We start from the raw sequence: 23,171 nt of genomic DNA, 5'->3' as shown, positions 1-23,171 counted from the left end.
GTCAGACAGCCTTGGCCTGGCGCCCGGCGCGCAGGTTGCGGGCCAGGAGGTCCATTGCCGCCATCCGCACCGCGACGCCCATTTCCACCTGTTCCTGAATGACCGATCGGTTGATGTCATCGGCAAGTGTTCCGTCAATCTCCACGCCGCGGTTCATTGGACCGGGGTGCATGACGATGGCGTCGGGCTTGGCCAGCGCCAATTTCTCGGCGTCGAGGCCATAACGGTGGTAATACTCGCGCTCCGAGGGGATGAAGCCGCCGTCCATGCGCTCTTTTTGAAGACGCAGCATCATGACGACGTCCACGTCCTTCAGCCCCTCGCGCATGTCGTCATAGATCTCGGCGCCGAACTCTGCGAACTGGCCGGGCACCAGGGTCGGCGGGCCGATCAGGCGGATGCGGTTTTCCATTTTGCCCAAAAGGATCAGGTTGGACCGCGCCACGCGGGAATGCGCGATGTCGCCGCAGATCGCGATGTTCAGCCGGTGCAGCCGGCCCTTGGAGCGGCGGATGGTCAGCGCATCCAGCAGCGCCTGGGTCGGGTGCTCATGCTTGCCGTCGCCTGCGTTCAGCACCGCGCAGTTCACTTTCTGCGCCAGCAGGTCCACCGCACCGGAATGCGGGTGGCGGACGACCAGCAGGTCCGGGTGCATCGCATTCAGTGTCATGGCGGTGTCGATCAGGGTCTCGCCCTTTTTGATCGAGGACGCCTGCATCGCCATGTTCATCACATCGGCGCCCAGCCGCTTGCCCGCCAGCTCGAACGAGGCCTGGGTGCGGGTTGAGTTCTCGAAGAACATGTTGATCTGGGTAAGCCCCGCCAGCACGTCGGAGTGCTTCTCCGGGCGCCGGTTCAGCGCCACATAGTCGTCGGCCAGATCGAGGATCGCGGTGATCTCATGCGGCTTCAGCGGTTCGATGCCAAGCAAATGGCGGTGTTCGAAGGACATATGGGGCAGCTCCGCGTGATTTGCCGGTTCTTATAGGCGGGGGGGGCGGAACGGGCAACGGCTGCGTGCGGAGTGCGGCCAGAGAATTTGAGTATTTGCAGCAAGATGACAGGGAGGTGTTCCGCTTGTCCGGCGGGCGGAGTAGCTTGGGCGCATGGAATCGGCATTGGATTACTGGAGCGCGCGGGCGCTGTTGGAGTGGCAGGCGGAGCTTGGCGCAACCGAAGCGCTGTGCGACGGCCCCGTCGACCGCTATGCGCTGGAGCAGGCCGCACCCAAGCCGAAACCGGGTGCCGCCCCCGCACCGCCGCCCAAGCCCAAGGAGGTTGATCCGGTCGAGGTGGCACAGAAAGCTGCGAGGGGCGCGGGTTCACTGCCGGCCTTGCGTGACGCGATGGACGGGTTCAGCCACTGCGACCTGAAACGCGGCGCCCGCAATCTGGTGTTTTCTGACGGACAGGCAGGCGCGCGGGTGATGATCATCGGCGAGGCGCCGGGCCGCGACGAGGACCTGCAGGGCAAGCCGTTTGTTGGCCGCGCAGGGCAGCTCCTGGACAAGATGCTGGAGGCGATCGGCCTCAGTCGCGCTGAGAATGCCTATATCACCAATGTGCTGCCCTGGCGTCCGCCGCAGAACCGCGACCCGCTTCCTGCTGAGATTGCCATGCTGACACCCTTCCTGGAGCGGCACGTGGCGCTGGCTGAGCCGGAGGTGCTGGTCCTGATGGGCAATATCAGCTGCCAGGCGGTACTTGGCAAACGCGGCATCACCCGGCTGCGCGGGCAGTGGGATCAGGCCTGGGGCAAGCCGGTCATACCGATGTTCCACCCCGCCTATCTGTTGCGCCAACCCACGCAAAAACGGCTGGCCTGGGCGGATTTGCTGGAGCTGAAGGCCCGTTTGGGGAGCCTGTCCTGAGGTAGCATATGAAAATTCTGGCGTTCTCCGATCTGCATCTTTCAGCCTCCCACGCCGCGGATATCGTGGCGGCCAGTGCGGGTGCGGATCTGGTGATCGGGGCTGGTGATTTCTGCAACATGCGGATGGGGCTGGACAGTGCCGTAGCCATGCTGTCGGGGCTCAAGGCGCCGATGGTGGCGGTGCCTGGCAATGGCGAAAGCGCGGATGAACTGCGGGCGGCAGGGTTTGCCAATACCACGGTGCTGCATGGCGATGGCACGGACATCGAAGGCCTTCGCCTGTTCGGGCTGGGCTACGGCGTGCCGGAAACACCCTTTGGCGGCTGGTCCTGCGACCTGAGCGAGATACAGGCGGGCACGATGCTGGCAGCCTGCGATCACGCGGATATCCTGATTTCCCATTCCCCGCCCAAAGGCTTCGGCGATGTGACCTCCCGCGGGCTGTCCGTCGGCTCCACCGCGGTCCGCGCCGCAGCGCAACGGGTGCAGCCGCAACTGCTGCTCTGCGGCCATGTGCATGATTGCTGGGGCTTCCGCGGCACTCTGGGGAAGACGCAGGTGGCCAATCTCGGCCCTGGAGTGAGCTGGTTCGAGGTGGAGCTGTGATCGACCCCGTTACCCTGCTGGCCTTCATCCCGGCGGCGCTGGCGCTGAACTTGACGCCGGGTGCGGATATGATGTTCTGCCTTGGCCAAGGGCTGCGGTCCGGCCGCGCCGCGGCGGTGGCGGCCAGCGCAGGCATCTCGGCGGGCAGCATGGTGCATGTGGCATTGGCCGGGCTTGGGCTGGGGGCAGTGGTCTCTGCTATGCCGGGGCTGTTCGATGTGATCCGCTGGATCGGTGTGGGGTATCTCCTGTATCTTGCCTGGGGTGCATTGCGCTGCGGGGCAGTGCAGGCCGATGCGCCCTCTGTGCCCGCAAGGCGGGCGTTCCGCTCCGGATTCCTCGTAAATCTCACCAATCCCAAAGTAATCCTGTTCGTGCTGGCCTTTGTGCCGCAGTTCGTCCGGCCTGAGGCGGGGCCGGTGCTGGCGCAATTCCTGGTCTTCGGGCTGATCCTGGCCGCAGGCGGGTTCGTCATAAACGGGCTAGTGGGGATTTTCGCAGGCCAGGCCGGGCGCCAGCTGACAGGCTCGCCGGTCTTCGCGCGCTGGCTTGGCCGGATCTCGGCCGGAATTTTCACAGGGCTGGCCGTTCGGCTGGCAATCATGGAGAGGGCGTAGATGTCCCGTATCGACGAAAGCATGGAATTCATCCCGGTCCGCATCGCGGTGCTGACTGTGTCCGACAGCCGCAAGATGGAGGACGACCGCTCCGGCCAGGTGCTGGTCGACCGGCTGCGGGAGGCGGGCCACAGTCTGGCCGACCGTAAGATCATTCCCGATGAGCGGACCGAGATCGCCGCTCAACTGCGCGCCTGGATTGCTGATCCCAAGGTGGATGTGGTGATCTCCACCGGCGGTACCGGCCTGACCGGCCGCGACGTGACGGTGGAGGCGCACCGCGACATCTACGAAAAGGAAATTGAAGCCTTCGGCACTGTCTTCACCTGGGTCTCGATGCAGAAGATCGGCACCAGCGCGGTGCAGTCTCGGGCTACGGGCGGGGTGGCGGGCGGAACTTACCTGTTTGCGCTGCCCGGCAGCCCAGGTGCCTGCAAGGACGGCTGGGATGAAATCCTGTCAAAACAGCTCGATTACCGCCACCGGCCCTGCAATTTCGTGGAAATCATGCCCAGATTGGAGGAACATCTGCGCCGGAAGTAACCCAGCGCTGCGTGTAACCTCGCAAACCTGCGCGGAGAATCCTATATTTTCAAGCAGGCACAAGGCATTTGCGCTTATGCGGCCCATGCGCGGCCCCGGCAGCAGCCGCCACCGGAAGGGAGAGACATGCGCTTTTTGCGTCAGAGTTTGATAGGGCTTTTCCTGGCGTCGCTGACGGCCGCTTTGCTGCTGTATGCCGGGCAGCTGGTCTTTGGCGCCATCGAGGCGCAGCTCAATGCCGAGCGCAAGGCGCCGCCCGCGCGCGAACGGGTGTTTGCGGTCAACGTGGTGACCGCGGACCTGCAGACGGTTGCACCGGAGCTGACGGCCTTTGGCCGGGTTGAAAGCCGCCGCACACTGGAGTTGCGAACGGCCTCCGGTGGACGGGTGGTGCAGCTCTCTGAAGATTTCGAGGAAGGCGGCGCGGTCCGGGCGGGCGAGGTGCTTGTGCAGATTGATCCTGCGGATGCGCAGGCCGCGCTGGACAGGGCCGAGGCTGACATGATGGACGCCCGGGCTGAGGAACGCGATGCGGGGCGGGCCTTGATTCTGGCACAGGACGAGCTTCAGGCAACCCAGGACCAGGCGCAGCTGCGCGAACGCGCTTTCCAGCGGCAGGTGGATCTGCAGGAGCGCGGCGTTGGCACTGCAGCCACGGTGGAGACCGCGGAGCTTGCCGCGGTTCAGGCCCGCCAAACCGTGATCTCGCGCCGCCAGGCGGTCAGCCAGGCAGAGGCGCGCGCGGATCAGGCTGCTACCCGGGTGGCCAGGGCGCAGATCGCGCTGGACGAGGCGCGGCGCGATCTGGAGGACACCACCATCAAGGCGGGCTTTGACGGCACCCTGCAGGCGGTCAGCCTGGTGCAGGGCCGGCTTGTCTCCGCCAATGAAAAACTTGCTGATCTGGTCGATCCGGACTTGCTGGAGGTAGCTTTCCGGGTTTCCACCGCGCAATACGCCCGGCTGCTGGACGGTGACGGCCGCCTGCTGGAGGCTCCAGTGCGGGTGACGCTGGATGCGGCTGGTGCCGGCCTCAGCGCAACCGGGCGGATATCGCGCGCCAGCGGTGCTGCGGGGGACGGGCAGACCGGGCGGCTGGTCTACGCCAGCCTGAACGCAGCCCCCGGGTTCAAACCCGAAGATTTCGTGACGGTTCACGTGACAGAGCCTGAGGTCCGCGCGGTCGCGCGGGTCCCAGCCTCCGCGCTGGGTGCAGACGGCACCGTTCTGCTGCTGGGCGAAGAGGACCGGCTGGAGGCGCTGCCCGTGGAGCTGGTGCGCCGCCAGGGCGATGACGTGCTGATCCGCGGCTCAGGGCTGGAAGGCCGCGAAGTTGTGACAGGCCGCACGCCCTTGCTGGGGGCCGGCATCAAGGTGCGCCCGCTGCGTCGGGGCGCAGAAGCGCAGGCGCTGCCGGAGCTGATCGAACTCACGGATGAGCGCCGCGCCCAGCTGGTTGCGCTGGTTGAGGGCAACAACCGGATGCCTTCGGAGATGAAGGCAAAGATGCTGCAGCAGCTGGCAGAGGTCAAAGTTCCCGCCCAGCTTGTAAGCCGGATTGAATCCCGGATGGGAGGCTGAACCCGATGGCGCGCAGGCTTCCCCGGCAGGCCCGCGGGCTGTTCAGCTATTTCACTCGCCATCGCACCGCGGCCAACCTTCTGCTGGTGATCATGCTGGTGCTGGGTGCGGCTGCGATGCCCAACATGCGGGCGCAGTTCTTCCCGGATGTGATTGTCGAACGTGTTACCGTCACCGTTGAATGGGAGGGCGCCGGTCCAGAAGATGTGGACAGCGCCATCGTGCAGGTGCTGGAGCCTGCGCTGCTGGCCGTTGACGGCGTGGAGGAGACCTCCTCCATCTCCCGCGAAGGACTGGCGACGCTGACCCTGGAGTTTGAGCCCGGCTCCGACATGGGCCAGGCCACCGACGATGTGCAGACCGCGGTGGACGGCATCACCACCCTGCCGGAGGAGGCGGAGGAGCCTGAGGTGCGCCGCGGCGCGTGGCGGGACCGGGTGACAGATGTAGTCATCACCGGCCCGGTCGGGGCAGGGCAGCTGGGTTTGTTCGCTGATGAGCTGGTTGTGCGCCTCTTTGAGGCCGGTGTCACCCGCACCACGATCCGCGGCGTGGCTGCGCCGGAAACCATCGTTGAGGTGCCCACTGCCAAGCTGATTACCCACGACATCACCATGCGCGAGATCGCGGAGGCCATCGCAGCTGAGGTCGATGCCGACCCTGCAGGCGATGTGTCCGGCGCCAACGCCCGCGTGCGCACCGGCAGCGAGAAGCGTAAACCGGATGAGCTGGCAGCCATCGTGCTGCGCACCAATGCCGACGGCTCCGTGCTGACGATCGCTGATGTGGCGCAGATCCGGGTCGAAGGCGTGGACCGCAACCGCTCCTACTTCGTGGATGACAACCCGGCGATGTCGATCCGGGTGGACCGCTCCGATCAGGGAAATGCCATCCGCCTGCAGGCACGGGTGCAGGAGGTCGTGGATGAGATTCAGGCCAGCCTGCCGCAAGGGGTAACGGCTGAGCTGATCCGCACCCGGGCGCAGTCCATCACCGACCGCCTGGATATTCTGGTCGACAACGGCCTGATGGGGCTTGGCCTGGTGCTGTGCCTCTTGTTCCTGTTCCTCAACACCCGCATCGCCTTTTGGGTAGCAATGGGCATCCCGGCCTCAATGTTTGCCGCCGTGGCGCTGATGTATGCCGCCGGGATCACCATCAACATGGTCAGCCTGTTTGGCCTGATCATCACTCTGGGCATCGTTGTGGATGACGCAATCGTGGTCGGCGAACACGCCGATTTTCGGGTCCGCCGGCTGGGCGAAAGCCCGATGCAGGCGGCGGAAAACGCCGCACGCCGCATGGCGATGCCGGTATTCGCCGCAACCCTCACCACCATCATCGCCTTTTTTGGCCTTACCCTTGTGGGCGGACGGTTCGGCGAGCTGATCCGGGATATCCCGTTCACGGTGATTGCGGTGCTGGCGGCCTCCTTGATGGAGTGTTTCCTGATCCTGCCCAACCACCTGGCCCATGCGCTGACCCACGCTCAGGCGCGCCATTGGTATGACTGGCCGAACCGGATGGTGAACCGCGGCTTCCGCTGGTTGCGTGACCATGCCTTCCGCCCGCTGATGGGTTACATCGTCACTGCGCGCTACGCGGTTCTGGCCGGGGCGCTGGCAATTCTGGCCAGCCAGGCAGCGCTGTTCATCAACGGTGATGTGCAATGGCGCTTCTTCAACGCGCCGGAGCGCGGCTCTGTCACCGGTAACTTCGCCATGGTGGAGGGCGCCAGCCGCGCCGACACAATGGCGATGATGCAGGAAATGCAGCGCGCGACAGAGGCGCTGGGTGCCGAGTATGCTGAACGCTACGGCCGCAACCCGCTGGACTTCGTGATGGCCGAAACCGGTGGCAATGCTGGCCGCGGCCTCAGCGGGGTGGAGGCCAAGGATACCGACCTGCTGGGCGGTATCTCGATTGAACTGATCGACGCCGACCTGCGCCCCTATTCCAGCTTTGCCTTTGTGGCAGAGCTGCAGGAACGGGTGGTGCGCCACCCGATGGTTGAAACGGTTTCCTTCCGCAGTTGGCGTTCAGGGCCTGGCGGCGACGCGCTGGACGTGCAGTTCTCGGGCCCCAGCGTGCAGGTGCTGAAAAATGCCTCCGAAGATCTGAAAACCGCACTTCTGCGCTTCCCGGAAGTCTCGGCAGTGGAGGACAATCTCGCCTACGACAAGGAAGAAGTGATCCTCGACCTTACGCCGCAGGGTCAGGCGCTGAACTTTACAATTGGCAGCCTGGGCCAGGCGCTTCGGGCGCGGCTCAACGGGATCGAGGCGGCGACCTATCCCGACGGTCCGCGCAGCGCCACAATCCGGGTGGAACTGCCGGAGAATGAGCTGACCGCTGATTTCCTGGAGCGCACCCTGATGCGGGCCCCCAGCGGCATCTATGTGCCGCTTGCCGATATCGTCTCGGTCACTCAGCGCACCGGCTTCTCCACCGTGCGCCGCGAGAACGGCATCCGGGTGATCAGCGTGACCGGCGACATCTCTGAGGACGATCCGGCCCGCGCCGAGGCGGTGACGAAGGCGCTGCAGAACGAGATCCTGCCGAACATTGCCAGCGAGCGGCAGGTGGAATGGCGCCTGTCCGGTCTGGCAGAGCAGGAACAGACGTTCCTGCAGGAGGCGGGTACCGGGCTGATCCTCTGCCTCACCGGGATCTATCTGGTGCTGTCCTGGATTTTCGCCAGTTGGACTCGTCCTTTGGTTGTGATGGCGATCATTCCCTTCGGTCTGGTCGGCACCATCTGGGGGCACTACGTTTGGGAGGTGCCGCTGAGCATGTTCACCGTGGTTGGCCTGTTGGGGATGACCGGGATCATCATTAACGATTCCATCGTGCTGGTAACCACCATCGACCAGTATGCGCAGGACCGCGGCTTGATCCCCTCCATCATCGACGCGGCGGCAGACCGGCTGCGCCCGGTGATGCTGACCACCATGACCACGGTGCTGGGTCTCGCGCCTTTGTTGTTTGAACGTTCCCAGCAGGCGCAATTCCTGAAGCCCACGGTGATCACGCTTGTCTATGGCCTGGGATTCGGGATGTTCCTGGTGCTGCTGGTAGTGCCAGCGCTGGTGGCCATGCAGCGCGACCTGTCGCGGCCGCTGACATCCCTGCGCCGCGCGCTGCGGCAGGGGGCTGGGCGCCTGCGCTGGCTGGTTCTGGGCACCGCGCTGGCACAGTTTGGGTGGCTGGTGCTCACGCTGGGCTGGGCGATGGCAACCGGAGCCTTGCATCCTGCGCTGCGGATGATCCCGGCGCTGGCGGCAATGGAGCCGGTGCGGGCAGGGCTGCTGGCCTTCATTGTGGGGGCCTTCGCATTGGCACTGCTGGCCTATGCCGCGGGCGGAATTGCCTACCGGCTCAACGCTCGCCAGCGGGCCTGAGCCAGCCGCGCCACGTCGCCGACCTGATCCAGAAGCTGCAGCCCGCGGGATTCGATTTCTGCAATGGGAATCCATTCGGCCTTTTCGGCGTCATCATCCGGCACCGGTTCACCGCTCAAGTATTCGCACAGCACCACGGTCAGCAGATACTGCCGCTGCGCCATACCGGAAGCATCGCGTGAGATCACATCCACATTGGTGAGATATTCCAGCGGCCGGGCGGCCACGCCGGTTTCTTCCATCAGCTCGCGCGCTGCGGCCTGCAGGGCCGTCTCGCCCATCTCCACATGGCCGCCGGGAAAGCCCCACCAGCCTGCGTTCGGCTCCTTGCCGCGCTGCACCAGGATCACCTGGTCCTGCCCGCCGGAATGGCGGCAGACCACGGCAATGGTTCCAAGGACCGGGCGGGCAGGGCTGTCAGATGCGCTCATCCGGCGCTGCAGCCCTGAATATCAACCGCATGGTTTTTCCCCAGTACCGTGATCCGCAGCTGCGAACGGTCGATGGCATAGGCGCTGCCGTCCGCCGGCAGAAACTCGGTCTCCGCCACCAGCTGCCCGCCTTCGCGGCGGGTCTTGGTTTCACCGGCATAGAGCTTGGGGTTGCCGGGTTCGATCACCGCAACCTCCTCGCCGCCGGCAGAGGGCATCGAAATGCGGGCAGTGACCGTCATGCCGTATTGCGACGGACGCAGGCTGCAGGTGGCCTTGCGCACGCCCGCTTCTTTGGCCGACCAGGGGCGGCTGGCCATCGCGGCGGCAATTGCAGGGTTGCGGCCGGCGCTGCTGTCCAGCTCATGGTCGAACTTCAGTTCGGCCGGCACGCAGACGTCCTTGCACACCCCCAGCTGCATCCGGCCCTTCAGGCGTACAGGCTTGCCGGGGGTTTCAGGCGTGATCTCAACCGGCAGCACCAGCTGGTCATGATAGCCGATGGTGCGGTAGCCGGAGGTCAGGAATACTTCTGGTGACGGCCAGGTGATCGACAGCCCGCCGACATTGCGTGCCCCGCGCCAGGAAAAACTGGGCGGGATGCCGGCATCACCGGGCGCTCGCCAATACGTTTTCCATCCCGGCTGCAGGGTGATCCGCAGCGCACCCAGATGCGTGCCGCGGGAGGTCATCCCGCCATCCAGCACCTCGACCTGAACGATATCGCCGTCCGCAGCGCCGGCAAACGCAGGCAACCCGCTTGCAGCAGCCAGCAAAGCTGCCGCGGCAGCAGCGGTTTTGAGCATTGTCCGTTTCATACGTGAATACATGCGCCTGCCAGCCTGGTTTGCCAAGTCACGATCCGGTCATATCTCCCTCATCCTCCTGTGTTTGCGGCAAATTTGCCGGAGCCTGCGCGGAGTTGCGCCGATGCGCCCCTTGCGCGGCAAGCGGGTGCGCGTCATGGTGGGGGGAGGCAGCAGAAAGACGGAAATTCATGGATCTGACTGGCAAGCTCTTGATTGCAATGCCTGGTATTGGCGACCCGAGGTTCGAGCATTCGGTGATTTTCCTATGCTCGCACGGCGAGGAAGGCGCGATGGGCCTGATCGTCAACAAGCCCGCTGACGGCGTGGCGCTGGGCGATCTGCTGGAGCAGCTGGACCTGGGCGGTGAGGGCAACGCTGCAGCGGCGCTGCCGGTGCGCTTTGGCGGCCCGGTAGAGACTCAGCGCGGTTTTGTGCTGCACACGCCGGATTACGAATCGGATGTGAGTTCCCTGAAGGTACCTGGCGGTTTCTCGATGACCGCGACGCTGGATATTCTGGAGGACATCGCGGAGGGGCAGGGGCCGGAGCAGCTGCTGGTGCTTCTGGGTTATGCCGGCTGGGGGCCAGGGCAGCTGGAATCGGAAATCACCATGAACGGCTGGCTGACAGCAGAAGCCAGCCCGGAGCTGGTATTCGGCCTTGCGGATGACAGCAAATGGGGCGCAGCGCTCAAAACCCTTGGGGTTGATCCGCTGACTCTCTCGGCCAGCGCAGGCCACGCCTGAATACGCATATCTGGATGCACAGCGGGAGGGCTCCCGCGCGTTTTCTGATTATCACAGATAACCCCAAAACCCTTGGGCCGGGTACCCATCTGCGATGGGCGCAGGGGCCTGCGGCGATCAGTCCCGCGGCGCGGCGGCGCGGCGCAAACGGTCGTTGATGGCTTCGCCCAGCCCGTGTTCCGGCACCGGGGCAACGGCAATCGGTTTGCCTAGGGCATCCAGCCGGTGGAGATACCCGAACAGGTTCGCGGCGGCCTCTGCCAGGTCGCCGCTTTCGGACAGGTTCAGATCGCAGGTCCCGGGACCGAAGCCGAGAAACAGTTCGCCCTCGCCGGGCGCGTCAGCATTCAGCCGCACCGGCGCACCGGGGGCATAATGCGACAGCAGCTGCCCGGGTGCTGTCAGCGGGTCGTGCACATCGCGTTCTGCCAATTTGCGGCCCAGCACCGCCTCGATTTCTTCCGCCGCCAGCCCGCCGGGGCGCAGCAGCAACGGTTCCGGCCCCGCCAGCCCGATGATGGTGGACTCCAGCCCAACATCGCAGGCGCCATCGTCTAGGATTGCGGCAATCCGGCCGTCCAGCCCGGCCATTACATGGGCTGCCGTTGTCGGGCTGATCTTGCCGGAGGGGTTAGCGGATGGTGCTGCGACCGGCCCGTCCAGCTCCCGCAGCAGGGCTTGTGCCGCCGGATGCGCAGGCACCCGCACGCCGAGCGTCTCCAGCCCTGCCGTGACCAGCGGTGAGATCCCGTGGCCCTCCCGCAGCGGCAGTACCAGGGTCAGCGGGCCAGGCCAGAACGCCGCTGCCAGCTGTTCCGCAACGTCATTCCATGCCACGTAGCGCCGCGCGGCCTCTGCCGAATGCACATGGGCGATCAGCGGGTTGAACGACGGCCGCCCCTTGGCCTCATAGATCGCCGCAACCGCGGTGCCCTGCCGGGCATCAGCGCCAAGGCCATAAACCGTCTCAGTCGGAAAGGAGACCAGCTGCCCGGCCTGCAAAAGCCGGGCGGCGCGGGCGATGCCGCTTGCCGTTGCGGCAAGGATTTCAGTGCTCTGCTGGGGCATTCCGGGTGACGCGGCGTTTTGGTTGATTGAAATAAGCGCCCGGTTAGGTAATCGGACAAGCCACAGACCATAATGGGCCAGCGCCGGGAAGCCAAGACTGCCCGCGCCGCAGGCCCCAGAAACCCCCGCCAGAGGACGCCCATGACATTCCGCGCCCCCGTTTCCGAGTATGAATTTCTGCTGAACCACGTCGTGGGCTATGACAGCATCCCGGCCACAGACCGCTTTGCCGAGGCAACCACCGACACAGTGAGCGCGATCCTGACAGAAGCAGGCAAGCTGTGCGACGAGGTGATGGCGCCCCTGCAGCGCAATGGCGACTTGCATCCTGCACGTCTGGAAAACGGCGTGCTGCGAACCTCGCCCGGGTTTGCCGATGGCTATCAGGCCATTCGCGAAGGCGGCTGGGTCGGCATCAGCGCGGCTGAGGAGTTCGGCGGCATGGGGCTGCCGCAGACACTTGCCGTCGCAGTCTACGAGATGATGGCAGGCGCCTGCCTGTCGCTGCAGCTGGCGCCGCTGCTGAGCCAGGGCCAGATCGAAGCGCTGGAGCACCACGCCTCCGACGCCATCAAGGAGCTGTACCTGCCCAAGCTGATCTCCGGCGAATGGTCCGGCACCATGAACCTGACCGAACCGCAGGCCGGTTCCGATGTCGGCGCACTCAGCTCCAAGGCGGAGCCGAACGGTGACGGCACCTATGCGGTGACCGGCCAGAAAATCTTCATCTCCTGGGGCGACACCGATTTCTGCGGCAACGTCTGCCACCTGGTGCTCGCCCGGCTGCCCGACGGGGTGCCGGGAACCAAGGGGATTTCGCTGTTTCTGGTGCCGAAATACCTGCCGGATGCGGACGGCAATCCAGGCAAACCCAATGATCTCAAGGTCGTGAGCCTGGAGCACAAGATGGGCCTGCACGGCTCCCCCACCTGCGTGATGCAGTTCGACGGTGCCACCGGCTGGCTGGTCGGGCCGGAGCACGGCGGCATGGCAGCGATGTTCACCATGATGAACAACGCGCGCCTCGGTGTCGGCGGCCAGGGCGTCGGTGCGGGCGAGGGCGCTTATCAGCACGCGCTGGCCTATGCGCTGGAGCGCAAGCAGGGCAAGACCGCCAGCGGTTTCATCGCCGACCACGCCGATGTGCGCCGGATGCTTATGGAAATGAAGGCGGATCTTTTTGCCTCCCGGGCAATCCTGATGGCCTGCGCCCGTGCCATCGACATGCACACCGCTACCGGCGGCAGTGACTGGTCGGCCCGCGCGGCCTTCCTGACGCCGATTGCCAAGGCATTTGGCACCGACACCGGGATGCGCGTCTCGGAAACCGGGGTGCAGGTCTATGGCGGCATGGGGTTCATTGAGGAATCCGGTGCAGCGCAATATTACCGCGACGTGCGCGTCACCGCGATCTACGAGGGCACCAACGGCATCCAGTCGATGGATCTGGTGGCGCGCAAGATGATGGACGGCGGCGAAATGGCTTTTGCCCTGATCGACGAGATTGAGGAGCAGGCTGAACGCGCCCGCGCCACCCATCCCAACATGGCCGAATCCGTCTGGCAGGCGTGCGAATCCTTGCGCGAAGCCACCGAATGGCTGGTGTCGCAGCAGGACATGCAGGACCGTTTTGCGGGCTCGGTTCCGTACCTGCGCGCCTTTGCCCGGGTGCTGGGCGGCCATTATCACCTGGCGGCCGCGATGGCGGATCAGGGCGGCCCGCGGGAGAAGCTGGCCCGCTTCTACATCACCCGGATGCTGCCGGAGCACAGTGCGCTCTTGGCCCATGCACAGGCGGGGGCAGAAGGCACCTTCGCCCTCAGCCTTGACGAACTGGCGGGCTGACAGCCGTGACCGACATCCCCGACGTCTCCCCCCGCACCCCCTGGGAAGAACCGCCCGCGCTGGGCGAGGCGATCGAAGTGGCGGAGGGTGTCCTCTGGATGCGCCAGCCGCTGCCGATGAAGCTGGATCACGTCAACATCTACGCGCTGGATGAGGGCGACGGCTGGACGGTGATCGACACCGGTTTCAACTCCCGCAAAAGCCGCGGCATCTGGGAGAACCTGATGGCCGGCCCCCTGAAGGGCAAGCCGGTGACGCGCGTCGTCGTCACCCATCATCACCCGGATCACATCGGGCTGGCGGGCTGGTTCCAGAGCGTCCACGGCGCCGAATTGGTCACCACCCGCACCGCCTGGCTGTTCGCCCGGATGCTGACGCTGGATGTGCAAGAGACGTGGCCGGAAGAGACGCTGGCCTATTACCGCAGCGCCGGCATGGCGCCTGAGGTCTATGAGAAGCGCGTCAATGACCGGCCCTTCAACTTTGCCGACACCGTGCATCCGATGCCGCTGGGCTTCACCCGCATCAAGCAGGGCGACGTGATCCGCATGGGCGGGCGCGAATGGGATGTGCATACCGGCAACGGCCACGCCCCGGAGCACGCAACCTTCTGGAGCCGCGACGACAACCTGGTGATTACCGGGGATCAGATCCTGTCGACCATCAGCCCCAACATCGGTGTTTATGCGACCGAACCGATGGCCGATCCGCTGGGCGAATGGCTGGAAGCCTGCGAACGGCTGGCGAAACTGGCGCGTCCGGATCATCTGGCGCTTGGCGGCCACAAGCTGCCGTTCTCACGTTTGCCGCTCAGGATGCAGCAGCTCATTGGCAACCACCACGGCGCGCTGGAGCGGCTGATGGATCACCTTTCCGTGCCGCGGACAGCTGCTGATTGCTTTGCGCCGCTGTTCAAGCGCACAATCGGTGAAGGTGAGTACGGGCTTGCACTGGTCGAGGCAGTAGCCCATGTAAATCACCTGTACCACACCGGCCAGGTGGCGCGCTGGAAACGCGAAGACGGTGCCTGGCTCTATCAAAGCAAGGGGTGATCCGCACCCCGGAAAGGGGAGGCACCATGAGCGACGAAATTTCCACCAGCGCCGAGGCGGCAGAGGCGGCGGTGCTGCCCTGCGTGCATGAAGTCCACGCCGACCCGGAGGCCTGCGCCGGCCTCACCAAAGTGCCGGAGAAGCTGCAGAAACCGGATGCCGCCAAAAGCCCGGCCCGCTGGGCCTATGAGCGGCTGATCCTTTACATCCAGAATTTCGAACAGCAGCTGGACGCTGAACACGAGGTCGCAATGGGCTTCACCGGCGGCAATGCCGGCGTGCTCCGGATTGAGGGCATGGGCTATTTCGACCCGGACATTATCACCTACTACGGCAGTGAGCCCGACGGCTCCCGAACCCAGCTGGTGCAGCATGTCAGCCAGCTCAATGTGATGCTGCGCGCAGTGCCCAAGGCACGCGAGGAAGAGCCCGCCAACCGCATCGGCTTCCGCCTCGCCTCGGATCTGCAGCAAGAGTAAGCCGCACGATTCGCCGCCCGGGCCGCAGCCGCAGGATTCGCAGCGGTTTTCTGCGGTTTCCGGGCGGCATTTCCCCGGGATGCGCCCGAATGACGTGGTGACAGGGCCCGGCAAATCCGGTAATCACCGGGAAAACGCACGTGAATTTGAGGGATAACTCACATGGCTGATCATCAGCACGGCACCATGGACATCACCGTTCAGGAGAAGATGTTCTCGAGCTTCATGACCTTCGTGACCCGTTTCTGCATCGCGATGGTCTTCCTCGCGCTGTTCCTGGCTATTTTCGCCACCTGATCCCGGGACCAAACTTATGCGCAATCTGCTCTGCCTCGGCGCGGTGATGCTGGCGCTTGCGGGTTGCGCGGCGCCGCAGCAGCCCAACGCGGATGCCGAAACCCTGGCCAAGGTGGCCTACCGCCACCCCGGCCCCGCGACGCTCACCCTGTACACGATGATCAACAACCGCACCGGCAAGGGCGGCCACGCGTCGCTGATGATCAACGCGTCTGAACGGGTGATTTTCGATCCCGCAGGCTCTTTCTACGCCTCAGTCGTGCCGGAGCGGAACGACGTCCTCTATGGTATTACCCCGGCAGTGGAAAAGGCCTACCGCGGCGCCCATGCGCGCAGCACCTTCCATGTGGTCGTGCAACGGGTTGAGGTGACGCCGGAGCAGGCCCAGAAAGCTTATCAGCTGGCAGTCACCAACGGCCGGGTGCCGGGTGCCTATTGTGCCCAGGCCACCATTGGTATCCTGCAGCAGATCCCTGGCTTTGAAAGCCTGGACCGCACCTTCTACCCGGAGAAACTCTCCGCCCAATTCGGCCAGCTGCCGGGCGTGGCGACGGAGCGTTACTACGAAAACGACAGCGCCGATCTGCAGGCAGGCATCATCAAGAGCGACGCTGCGCTCAGCACTGCCGAGTAAATCTTCCGCCCGGGCGCAGAGCGCTCAGGCGGCGAGATACAGGAGCAGCAGGCACAGCCCGCCGGTGCCGAGCCCGATCAGCACATTGCGCGTCAGATAACCCGCTGCAAAGGTCGCGGCGGCGGCTGCAAAATGCATCAGGCTGGGATCGCCGCCGGTGGGGGCAGGCCAGACCACCAGCGGCGCGACCAGCGCCGGGATGATTGCCACTGCGGTATAGCGCAGATGACGCATCAGCCATTCAGGGATGGGCTTTCCGCCCATGAAGCCGATGAAGGCAAACCGCAAGCCGTAGCTGCCAAGCGCCAGCCCGATGATCACGGTCCACAAGATGGGTGTGGGGATACTGCTCATGTCGCGCCCTCCGCCTTTGCCTTTTGCCGCTCCAGCCACAATTCCGCCTGCGCACCCGCGACCATTCCGGCGATGCCCGCCACGATCAGTCCCAGGTTATAGGGCAGGGCGGAGGCTGGCAGCGACGCTGCCACTGCCACAAAACAGGCCGCCACATGCGCCGGCGTGCGCAGCATCGGGCCGATCATTGCCAGAAACGCCAGCGGCAGCACGAAGTCCACGCCCCAGCTCTCCGGGATGCGGGTGCCAACCAGCGCACCCAGCGCGGTGGCGATGACCCAGGCCGGTGTGATCAGCCCGTTGGTGCCAAAGAAATAGGCCATCCGCTGCGCCAGCGGCATTTCCGGCTCCTGTTCGAACTGCACGACCGACAGCGCATAGGACTGATCGACGATGAAATAGGCGGCAATTGCCCGCTGCCACATTGGTGCATCGCCCAGGTAGGGCGTCAACGAGGCCGAATACATCGCCATCCGCAGGTTCACCGCCAGCGCCGAAATCAGGATGATGATCAGCGGCGCATTCTCCTGCATCAGCTGCAGCGCGGTGAACTGGGCGGCGCCGGCAAAGACAGTGAGTGAGAAGGCAAAGGCCTCCGGCACGATCAGCCCGGCCTCCGCGGCCAGCACTCCGAACAGGAAGCCGAAGGGCGAGGCCATGAACAGAAACGGCGCGCTGTCGCGAAACCCTTTCCAGAAGGCCGATTTGGTGGTGGTGATTGCCATCTGCGCGTCCTAGATTGCCTTGACCCGCCCTACGGCGGACGCAGAAGGAATGCAATTGGTGAGTATGGATATCACGTCAGAATACCTGATCGCCCCCGGTGTCTCCGACCCGCGGCTCACGCGCGCGGTCACCGGCGTCGACCAGAACGGCGAGCAAAGCGAGATCGCCGTGGTCGAGGAACGCCCGCTGACCATCTTCCTGAATTCGCAGGAAATTGTCACCGCGATGACCATCGGCGACTACCCGGAATATCTGGCGCTCGGCTTCCTGCGCAATCAGCGGATGCTGCGCGACGAGGATGAAGTCACCCGCGTCGACTATGACGAGGACCTGGAAACCGTGGTGGTGCGCACCGCGGTGGAAACCAGCCACGAGGAAAAGCTGAAGAAGAAAACCCGCACGTCGGGCTGCGCGGTCGGCACCGTCTTTGGCGACATGATGGAGGGGCTGGAGGACGTGCGCCTGCCGCAGGTGGAAGTGAAAACCTCCTGGCTTTATGCACTGGCGCACAAGATCAACCGCACGCCATCGCTCTATCTGGAGGCCGGCGCCATCCATGGCACCGTGCTCTGCCGTCAGGACCGCCCGCTGGTCTATATGGAGGACGTCGGCCGCCACAACGCAGTGGACAAGATTGCCGGCTGGATGCTGTCGGAGCAGGCGGAAGCGGCGGACAAGATCCTCTACACCACCGGCCGGCTGACTTCCGAGATGGTGATCAAGACCGCAATGATGGGCATCCCGGTGCTGGCCTCGCGCTCAGGCTTCACCGCCTGGGGCGTCGAGATCGCCCGCGAGGTCGGCCTCACCCTGATCGGCCGGATGCGCGGCCAGCGGTTCATCTGCCTGTCGGGCGAGGAGCGTTTGGTGCGCGATATGGACCCCAGAGACGCGCCGGTTGAGGAGAAGAAACACCGGCGCAAGAGTGCGGAAGGCTAACTGGATTTCACGCGAAATCCGTCCCGGAAAACACGTGTTTTCCGGCGCGTGAGGAGAAGAGATGACAGACCAGAAGCCATTGGGCGTAATCCTCGCAGGCGGCCTCGCCACCCGGATGGGCGGTGGCGACAAGGGGCGGCTGCAGGTCGGCGGCCAAAGCCTGCTCTCCCGTGTTGTTGACCGCCTGTCGCCGCAGGTCGCGGGCCTGGCGTTAAACGCCAATGGCGATCCGGAGCGGTTCGCTGACCTGGGCCTGCCAGTCATTGCCGATTCAATTGAGGGTTTCGCCGGTCCGCTGGCTGGCGTTCTGGCTGGTCTCGACTGGGCGGCAGAGCAGGGCGCAGAGACCATCGTCACCGCCGCTGCCGACACGCCGTTCTTCCCGCAGGATCTGGTCACCCGGCTGACCGCAGCGTCCGAGGGCATGGATCAGCCGCTGGTGCTCGCCACCACCCCGCGCACCGGCGACGAGGCGCTGAAATCCGGCGGCGGCAAGCGCGTTAACCGGCACCCGGCCTTTGGCCTCTGGCCCGTGGCCCTGCGCGATGACCTGCGTGCCGCGTTGCATGACGGCTTGCGCAAGGTGGTCCTATGGACCGACCAGCACAACGGCCGCGAGGCGCTGTTTGAGGCCGATCCCTTTGACCCGTTCTTCAACATCAATACCCCAGAAGATCTGGCCAAAGCCGAGGCGCTCTTGAAATGAAAATCTACGGCGTCACCGGCAGGAAGAACAACGGCAAGACCGGGCTGATGGAGCGGCTGGTCGCTGAATTCTGTGCCCGCGGGTTCTCTGTATCCACCATCAAACACGCCCACCATGCCACTGATGTGGATCAGCCCGGCACCGACAGCCACCGCCACCGCCAGGCCGGCGCGTCAGAGGTGGTGCTGGCTTCCGCTGGCCGCGTCGCGATCATGCAGGAGCTGCGCGGTGCGGCCGAGCCGCCGCTGGCAGGGCTGCTGGACCGCCTGAACCCCGTCGATCTGGTGCTGGTGGAGGGCTACAAGCGTGAACCGCACCCCAAGATCGAGGCCTTCCGGCAAGCTGCAGGCACCGAACTGATCGCGCCAAGGGATCCCAGCATCCGCGCTATCGCCAGCGACACAACGCTGGAGCTCGACCGCCCGGTGTTCGATCTGAACGACACGGCAGCGATCGCGGATTTCGTTCAGGCGGAATTGGGGCTGTGACCCCCTTTGATACCGTCCTGGCCGTCGACTGGTCCGCGGCCAAGCGCAAGCCCCGGCGCCCCAGCAAGGACGCGATCTGGCTCGGAGTGGCGCGCGGCGGCATCGCAGAGCAGCCGGTTTACTGCCGCAGCCGGATTGAGGCAGAAGCTTGGATCAGCCGCTTTCTTGCTGCGGAGCAGGCCGCAGGGCGGCGGGTGCTGGCAGCCTTTGATTTCCCCTTCGGATACCCGCGCGGACTTGCACGCCGGATCACCGGATCGAATGACCCATTTGCCTTATGGGCATGGCTGGAAGAACGGATCGAAGACGCAGAGGACGGCAGCAACAACCGGTTCGGCGTCGCCTCCGAAATGAACCGGCAGTTTGCCGGCGCCGGTCCGTTCTGGGGCAAGCCGGACGACGCAAGCTGGCCGGACATTCCCTACCGAAAGTCCGGTATCGTGTATCAGGACGTGGCAGAGCGGCGCAGCGCGGATCTGGCGGCCAAGGCAGCTTCCTCCTGTTTCCAGCTGTTTTTCAACCCGACGGTTGGCAGCCAGGTCCTGATGGGGCTGCCGGTGCTGCAGCGGTTGCGGCTCCGGCACATGGCTGCTGTCTGGCCTTTTCAAAACATTGCGGACGCGCAAATTGTGTTTGCAGAAATTTGGCCAGGGTTGATCGAACCGGCCGTCAAGGCCGCAATGGCTGTTGCCGGCCGGGATGAAATACGCGACCGGGTGCAAATGCGGCTGTTGTCGCAGGCGCTCAGCCACCTGCCAGCACAGGAGCTGGCCGCAATGCTGGCTGCTGCACCTGACGAAGCACAAGAGGAGGCCTGGATATTGGGCACAGGGTATGAAAACCGCTTGAACGCGCTGGCCTCGGAAGACCCGGGCGGGCTGACACCGCCGCCGCTCAGCAACGACTGCTTTGCCCTGCCTGCGGGCGTCGACTGGACCCCGGTCGATGACGCGCTGGCGTTGCTGCGGGACAGGCTGGGGCCGGTCACTGGTGCCGAGACCGTGCCGCTGGCAGACGCGCTGGGCCGGGTGCTGGCAGCTGATGCGGCGGCCAAACGCTCCAACCCGCCGCTGCCGAACACGGCGGTGGATGGATACGGCTTTGCCGGTGGCCGGGCAGCGGGGCCGCATGTGCTGCCGCTGGTGGAGGGCAGGGCCGCTGCAGGTGTACCCTTTGACGGTACCGTGGCTGAAGGCAACGCCATCCGGGTGCTGACCGGCGCCGCGCTGCCTGAGGGCGTGGACACGGTGATCCTGGAGGAAGACGTCAACACCGATGGGGAGCAGATTGCTTTCAATGGCCCGCTGAAACAGGGCGCCAACACCCGAAAGGCCGGCGAGGATGTCTGCGCGGATGAGGTCATCCTTCCCGCAGGCCGGGTCATTAGCCCTGCCGATCTGGCCCTGGCCTCTGCTACAGGGCTGGCGGAGCTGACCGTGAGGCTGCCGCTGCGGGTGGGCGTGCTCTCCACCGGCGATGAGCTGGTCGAGGCCGGGGAACCTGCTGGCAAGGGCCAGATTTTTGACGCAAACCGCCCCATGCTGCTGGCGCTGATCCGTCAGCTGGGCTTTGTGCCGGTGGACCTGGGCAAGGCCGCTGACGACAGGGAAGCCCTGAGGCGGCATTTGGACAGTGCGGCGGCAAAAACGGATGTGATTCTGACCTCTGGCGGCGCCTCGGCGGGGGATGAGGACCACATGTCGGCGCTCCTGCGTGAGGCGGGGGCGATGCAGGAATGGCGCATCGCGCTGAAACCGGGCCGACCGCTGGCGCTTGGAATGTGGCAGGGCACGCCGGTTTTCGGGCTGCCGGGCAACCCGGTGGCGGCGCTGGTTTGCACATTGATCTTTGCCCGCCCCGCAATGGGGCTGATGGCGGGGGCGGGCTGGCAGGAACCGCAAGCGTTTGAAGTTCCGGCGGCATTCGAAAAGCGCAAGAAACCGGGCCGCCGCGAATACCTGCGGGCGCGGGTGCGGGACGGCAAAGCCGAGGTGTTCAAGTCCGAAGGCTCCGGCCGGATCAGCGGCCTCAGCTGGGCCGAAGGTCTGGTGGAACTCGGCGACGGCGCGGCTGAGATCAAGCCCGGCGATCCGGTTCGTTTCATCCCTTACGGCAGTTTCGCGATGCAGGCGTAGCGCTCCCGCCCGCGGCCCGGCGCATCGCAGATGCTTGCCCGCCGTTGGGCCAGGCGCCGCGCTGGCACGCGGCGCGCCACTGCCTGCTGCTTCTTTCTGGTCCTAAATACCCGCTCCGCAGCCGGCGGCCCGGCGGGGCCGCCCCCTCAGTCGAAGGTCCCGGCCACACGCCCCACCAGCATGAAGGCGCGGGCGGTGCGGGTATTGCCAAGCGCGGAAATCTCGCTATCGCTGGCCTCAGCCTCGAAATCCGCAAACATCTGGTCGAACCGGCGCAGGAAATGATGTGCCGCGTCGCGGAAGATCGGGTCCTGCTTCATCCGCGCGGCGGTCAGCGCCAGGGAGGTCCGGTCGCGCACGCCGCCAAGCGCTGCCACCGCCCGGCCGCGGGCGCCCTGGCCGAACTGGCGCCAGATCTCGGGCCGCGCCATGTCGGGGCGCAGGTCGTCCATATAGATGCCGTCCTGGCTTAGCAGAGTCAGCACGTCCTGCGCCGCCTGGATCACCTGAGCCGCCTTGCGGTCGCGCAGCGCTGCACGCAACGCCGCAAAACCTTCCGCGTCCTCGGCGGTTTCCGGGAAGTTCAGCGCCCGGATGAACTGCTCGGCAGGCAGGGGCGGCGCCGTGTCCGCAGCCTGGGTGCCTAGCGCCAGCGAGCCCTGGTCAGCCGCCGTCATCTCTGCCGCTTCTGCCGGGATGGCCGGACGCAGCGGATTGGCGCGGCGGCTGGTGTGGAAGGTCGCCAGTGCGGTTTCGGTCTTGCGGGTGGCCTCGGCGATTTCCTCCAGCCGTTTCGCGACCGAGGTCTCCGCCACTGCCGCATGCTGCTGCGACTGTGCCAGATAGCTCTGGCGCAGCCCGTCAATGGCGGCCTGCAGCTGCTCGCTCTCTTCCCGCATCACCCGGGCTGAGCGCGCGGCAGAGGCCGCAACCCACAGCATTGCCAAGGGCAGCACCACTGCCAGCACGCTGATGATCAGATCCGCCCACTGCGAAAGCCCGGCATCTTCGGGCGCCAGCACAAATGCCCCGGTCACCACCAGCAGCCACAGTGCCCCCAGCCCGATGGCGGCCAGCTCCGCACCGCCCAGGCCATTGGCCGCAGCGGGGCCGTCAAGGCGGCGCAGCGGCTGGCTGCCGCCTGGTTTCTGGCCAGAGCCCGGACTGCTGCTGGAGCCTGTCATGACCTCGCGGCCTCCCGGATCAGGAATAGACGATCTTGAGAATCTCGTAGGCGCGCTCACCGCCGGGCGTGCGCACTTCCACACTGTCGCCTTCGTCCTTGCCGATCAAGGCGCGTGCAATCGGGGATTTGATGTTCAGAAGGCCGGATTCGATGTTGGCCTCATGCTCGCCCACGATCTGCCAGGTCTTTTCCTCGTCGGTGTCCTCGTCCACCACAGTGACCTTGGCGCCGAACTTGATGGCGCCGGACAGTTTGGCGGGGTTGATCACATCGGCCAGCGACAGGATGCCTTCCAGCTCCTTGATGCGGCCCTCGATGAAGGACTGCTTTTCGCGGGCGGAATGGTATTCGGCGTTTTCCGACAGGTCGCCCAGTTCGCGCGCTTCGGCAATCGCCTGGATGATGGCCGGGCGTTCGACGGATTTCAGGTTCTTCAGTTCGCTTTCCAGCGCGGCGTGACCCGTGGGGGTCATCGGGATCTTTTCCATGTGATTGGTCCAGGTCGCTCTATTGTTCTTGTCAGTATGAAAACCGCAGCCCCGCAGCATGTGCCGCGGGGCCTCCGGTCCGGTTGACAAATACCTGACCCAATCCTGCGCCTGAATTCAAGTGGCCGCAGGGCTTTGCCGCACGCAATTCCGCCTAACGCGGCAGA

At 65.2% G+C, this 23,171-nt stretch carries 24 protein-coding genes; 16 read left to right on the top strand and 8 right to left on the bottom strand.

Going from position 1 to position 23,171, the window contains the following annotated elements; genetic code table 11:
- Nucleotide 1 precedes the first annotated feature (1 nt).
- The gene (locus RA21_RS12555) at nt 2–952 is read right to left on the bottom strand and encodes an aspartate carbamoyltransferase catalytic subunit (RefSeq protein ID WP_039149377.1); all 951 of its coding nucleotides are present in this window, start codon (nt 950–952) and stop codon (nt 2–4) included.
- Nucleotides 953–1,106: 154 nt separating this feature from the next.
- Between RA21_RS12555 and RA21_RS12550 the strand changes: the two genes are divergently transcribed.
- The 6 genes from RA21_RS12550 (at nt 1,107) to RA21_RS12525 (ending at nt 8,621) form a co-directional block, all read left to right on the top strand.
- Nucleotides 1,107–1,871 (top strand): uracil-DNA glycosylase, encoded by a 765-nt coding sequence (locus RA21_RS12550; protein WP_039149373.1) that lies wholly within the window; start codon nt 1,107–1,109, stop codon nt 1,869–1,871.
- Between the two features lie 8 nt (nt 1,872–1,879).
- Nucleotides 1,880–2,479: a metallophosphoesterase family protein gene (locus RA21_RS12545; protein WP_039149372.1), complete on the top strand. Its 600-nt coding sequence runs from the start codon at nt 1,880–1,882 to the stop codon at nt 2,477–2,479.
- Complete coding sequence (locus tag RA21_RS12540; protein WP_039149369.1) at nt 2,476–3,096, top strand: LysE family translocator; 621 nt, start codon at nt 2,476–2,478, stop codon at nt 3,094–3,096. The genes RA21_RS12545 and RA21_RS12540 overlap by 4 nt, the downstream gene beginning before the upstream one ends.
- Nucleotides 3,097–3,639, top strand: a complete 543-nt coding sequence (gene moaB, locus RA21_RS12535) for a molybdenum cofactor biosynthesis protein B (RefSeq protein ID WP_039149366.1) — start codon at nt 3,097–3,099, stop codon at nt 3,637–3,639.
- A 126-nt stretch (nt 3,640–3,765) separates the two neighbouring features.
- A complete protein-coding gene (locus RA21_RS12530; RefSeq protein WP_039149363.1) occupies nt 3,766–5,220 on the top strand; it encodes an efflux RND transporter periplasmic adaptor subunit in 1,455 nt (484 codons plus the stop codon).
- A gap of 5 nt (nt 5,221–5,225) precedes the next feature.
- The gene (locus tag RA21_RS12525) at nt 5,226–8,621 is read left to right on the top strand and encodes an efflux RND transporter permease subunit (protein ID WP_039149361.1); all 3,396 of its coding nucleotides are present in this window, start codon (nt 5,226–5,228) and stop codon (nt 8,619–8,621) included.
- Here RA21_RS12525 and RA21_RS12520 read toward each other — a convergent pair.
- Both RA21_RS12520 and RA21_RS12515 read right to left on the bottom strand, forming a co-directional pair.
- Nucleotides 8,591–9,052 carry an NUDIX hydrolase gene (locus RA21_RS12520; protein WP_039149358.1) on the bottom strand — a complete coding sequence of 154 codons (462 nt, stop codon included), beginning with the start codon at nt 9,050–9,052 and terminating at the stop codon, nt 8,591–8,593. The genes RA21_RS12525 and RA21_RS12520 overlap by 31 nt on opposite strands.
- A complete protein-coding gene (locus RA21_RS12515; protein WP_241483502.1) occupies nt 9,049–9,870 on the bottom strand; it encodes a protein-disulfide reductase DsbD domain-containing protein in 822 nt (273 codons plus the stop codon). Before RA21_RS12515 ends, RA21_RS12520 begins: the two co-directional genes overlap by 4 nt.
- Before the next feature lie 179 nt (nt 9,871–10,049).
- Between RA21_RS12515 and RA21_RS12510 the strand changes: the two genes are divergently transcribed.
- Nucleotides 10,050–10,607 carry a YqgE/AlgH family protein gene (locus RA21_RS12510; RefSeq protein ID WP_039149355.1) on the top strand — a complete coding sequence of 186 codons (558 nt, stop codon included), beginning with the start codon at nt 10,050–10,052 and terminating at the stop codon, nt 10,605–10,607.
- A 117-nt stretch (nt 10,608–10,724) separates the two neighbouring features.
- Here the strand turns inward: RA21_RS12510 and RA21_RS12505 are convergent, their stop codons facing one another.
- Complete coding sequence (locus tag RA21_RS12505) at nt 10,725–11,675, bottom strand: L-threonylcarbamoyladenylate synthase (RefSeq protein WP_039149353.1); 951 nt, start codon at nt 11,673–11,675, stop codon at nt 10,725–10,727.
- 141 nt (nt 11,676–11,816) lie between these two features.
- On the opposite strand from RA21_RS12505, the gene RA21_RS12500 reads away from it, so the two are divergent.
- From RA21_RS12500 to RA21_RS12480, 5 genes are all read left to right on the top strand, one after another.
- On the top strand, nt 11,817–13,520 hold the full coding sequence (locus RA21_RS12500) for an acyl-CoA dehydrogenase (protein ID WP_039149351.1): 1,704 nt from the start codon (nt 11,817–11,819) through the stop codon (nt 13,518–13,520).
- 5 nt (nt 13,521–13,525) lie between these two features.
- Nucleotides 13,526–14,572 (top strand): MBL fold metallo-hydrolase, encoded by a 1,047-nt coding sequence (locus RA21_RS12495; protein WP_082008942.1) that lies wholly within the window; start codon nt 13,526–13,528, stop codon nt 14,570–14,572.
- 26 nt (nt 14,573–14,598) lie between these two features.
- Nucleotides 14,599–15,051, top strand: a complete 453-nt coding sequence (locus RA21_RS12490) for a DUF6173 family protein (RefSeq protein ID WP_039149668.1) — start codon at nt 14,599–14,601, stop codon at nt 15,049–15,051.
- A 162-nt stretch (nt 15,052–15,213) separates the two neighbouring features.
- On the top strand, nt 15,214–15,348 hold the full coding sequence (locus RA21_RS12485; protein ID WP_019297124.1) for an aa3-type cytochrome c oxidase subunit IV: 135 nt from the start codon (nt 15,214–15,216) through the stop codon (nt 15,346–15,348).
- A 16-nt stretch (nt 15,349–15,364) separates the two neighbouring features.
- Nucleotides 15,365–15,982: a hypothetical protein gene (locus tag RA21_RS12480; RefSeq protein WP_039149348.1), complete on the top strand. Its 618-nt coding sequence runs from the start codon at nt 15,365–15,367 to the stop codon at nt 15,980–15,982.
- Between the two features lie 24 nt (nt 15,983–16,006).
- On the opposite strand, the gene RA21_RS12475 is transcribed toward RA21_RS12480, so the two are convergent.
- Together RA21_RS12475 and RA21_RS12470 are read right to left on the bottom strand one after the other, a co-directional pair.
- Nucleotides 16,007–16,336, bottom strand: coding sequence for an AzlD domain-containing protein (locus RA21_RS12475; RefSeq protein WP_019297122.1), 330 nt, complete (start codon nt 16,334–16,336; stop codon nt 16,007–16,009).
- Nucleotides 16,333–17,061 carry an AzlC family ABC transporter permease gene (locus RA21_RS12470; protein ID WP_039149345.1) on the bottom strand — a complete coding sequence of 243 codons (729 nt, stop codon included), beginning with the start codon at nt 17,059–17,061 and terminating at the stop codon, nt 16,333–16,335. Before RA21_RS12470 ends, RA21_RS12475 begins: the two co-directional genes overlap by 4 nt.
- Before the next feature lie 64 nt (nt 17,062–17,125).
- Between RA21_RS12470 and RA21_RS12465 the strand changes: the two genes are divergently transcribed.
- The 4 genes from RA21_RS12465 to RA21_RS12450 all read left to right on the top strand — a co-directional run bounded on the left by RA21_RS12465 (nt 17,126) and on the right by RA21_RS12450 (nt 21,330).
- Entirely contained in the window at nt 17,126–18,001 is an 876-nt protein-coding gene (locus RA21_RS12465; RefSeq protein ID WP_241480938.1) for a formate dehydrogenase accessory sulfurtransferase FdhD, read from the top strand.
- A 61-nt stretch (nt 18,002–18,062) separates the two neighbouring features.
- Nucleotides 18,063–18,707: a molybdenum cofactor guanylyltransferase MobA gene (mobA, locus tag RA21_RS12460; protein ID WP_039149339.1), complete on the top strand. Its 645-nt coding sequence runs from the start codon at nt 18,063–18,065 to the stop codon at nt 18,705–18,707.
- Nucleotides 18,704–19,195, top strand: a complete 492-nt coding sequence (gene mobB / locus RA21_RS12455; RefSeq protein ID WP_039149335.1) for a molybdopterin-guanine dinucleotide biosynthesis protein B — start codon at nt 18,704–18,706, stop codon at nt 19,193–19,195. Before mobA ends, mobB begins: the two co-directional genes overlap by 4 nt.
- On the top strand, nt 19,192–21,330 hold the full coding sequence (locus RA21_RS12450; RefSeq protein WP_039149333.1) for a molybdopterin-binding protein: 2,139 nt from the start codon (nt 19,192–19,194) through the stop codon (nt 21,328–21,330). Before mobB ends, RA21_RS12450 begins: the two co-directional genes overlap by 4 nt.
- A gap of 146 nt (nt 21,331–21,476) precedes the next feature.
- Here RA21_RS12450 and RA21_RS12445 read toward each other — a convergent pair whose 3' ends face one another.
- Nucleotides 21,477–22,514: a hypothetical protein gene (locus RA21_RS12445; protein ID WP_019297117.1), complete on the bottom strand. Its 1,038-nt coding sequence runs from the start codon at nt 22,512–22,514 to the stop codon at nt 21,477–21,479.
- A gap of 19 nt (nt 22,515–22,533) precedes the next feature.
- The gene (gene greA, locus RA21_RS12440; protein ID WP_029204901.1) at nt 22,534–23,004 is read right to left on the bottom strand and encodes a transcription elongation factor GreA; all 471 of its coding nucleotides are present in this window, start codon (nt 23,002–23,004) and stop codon (nt 22,534–22,536) included.
- Nucleotides 23,005–23,171 lie beyond the last annotated feature (167 nt).

Source organism: Leisingera sp. ANG-DT (assembly GCF_000813785.1).
GTDB lineage: Bacteria > Pseudomonadota > Alphaproteobacteria > Rhodobacterales > Rhodobacteraceae > Leisingera.
The sequence above is the reverse complement of the archived record's forward strand: the minus strand, read 5'-3'. Positions and strand labels throughout refer to the sequence as shown.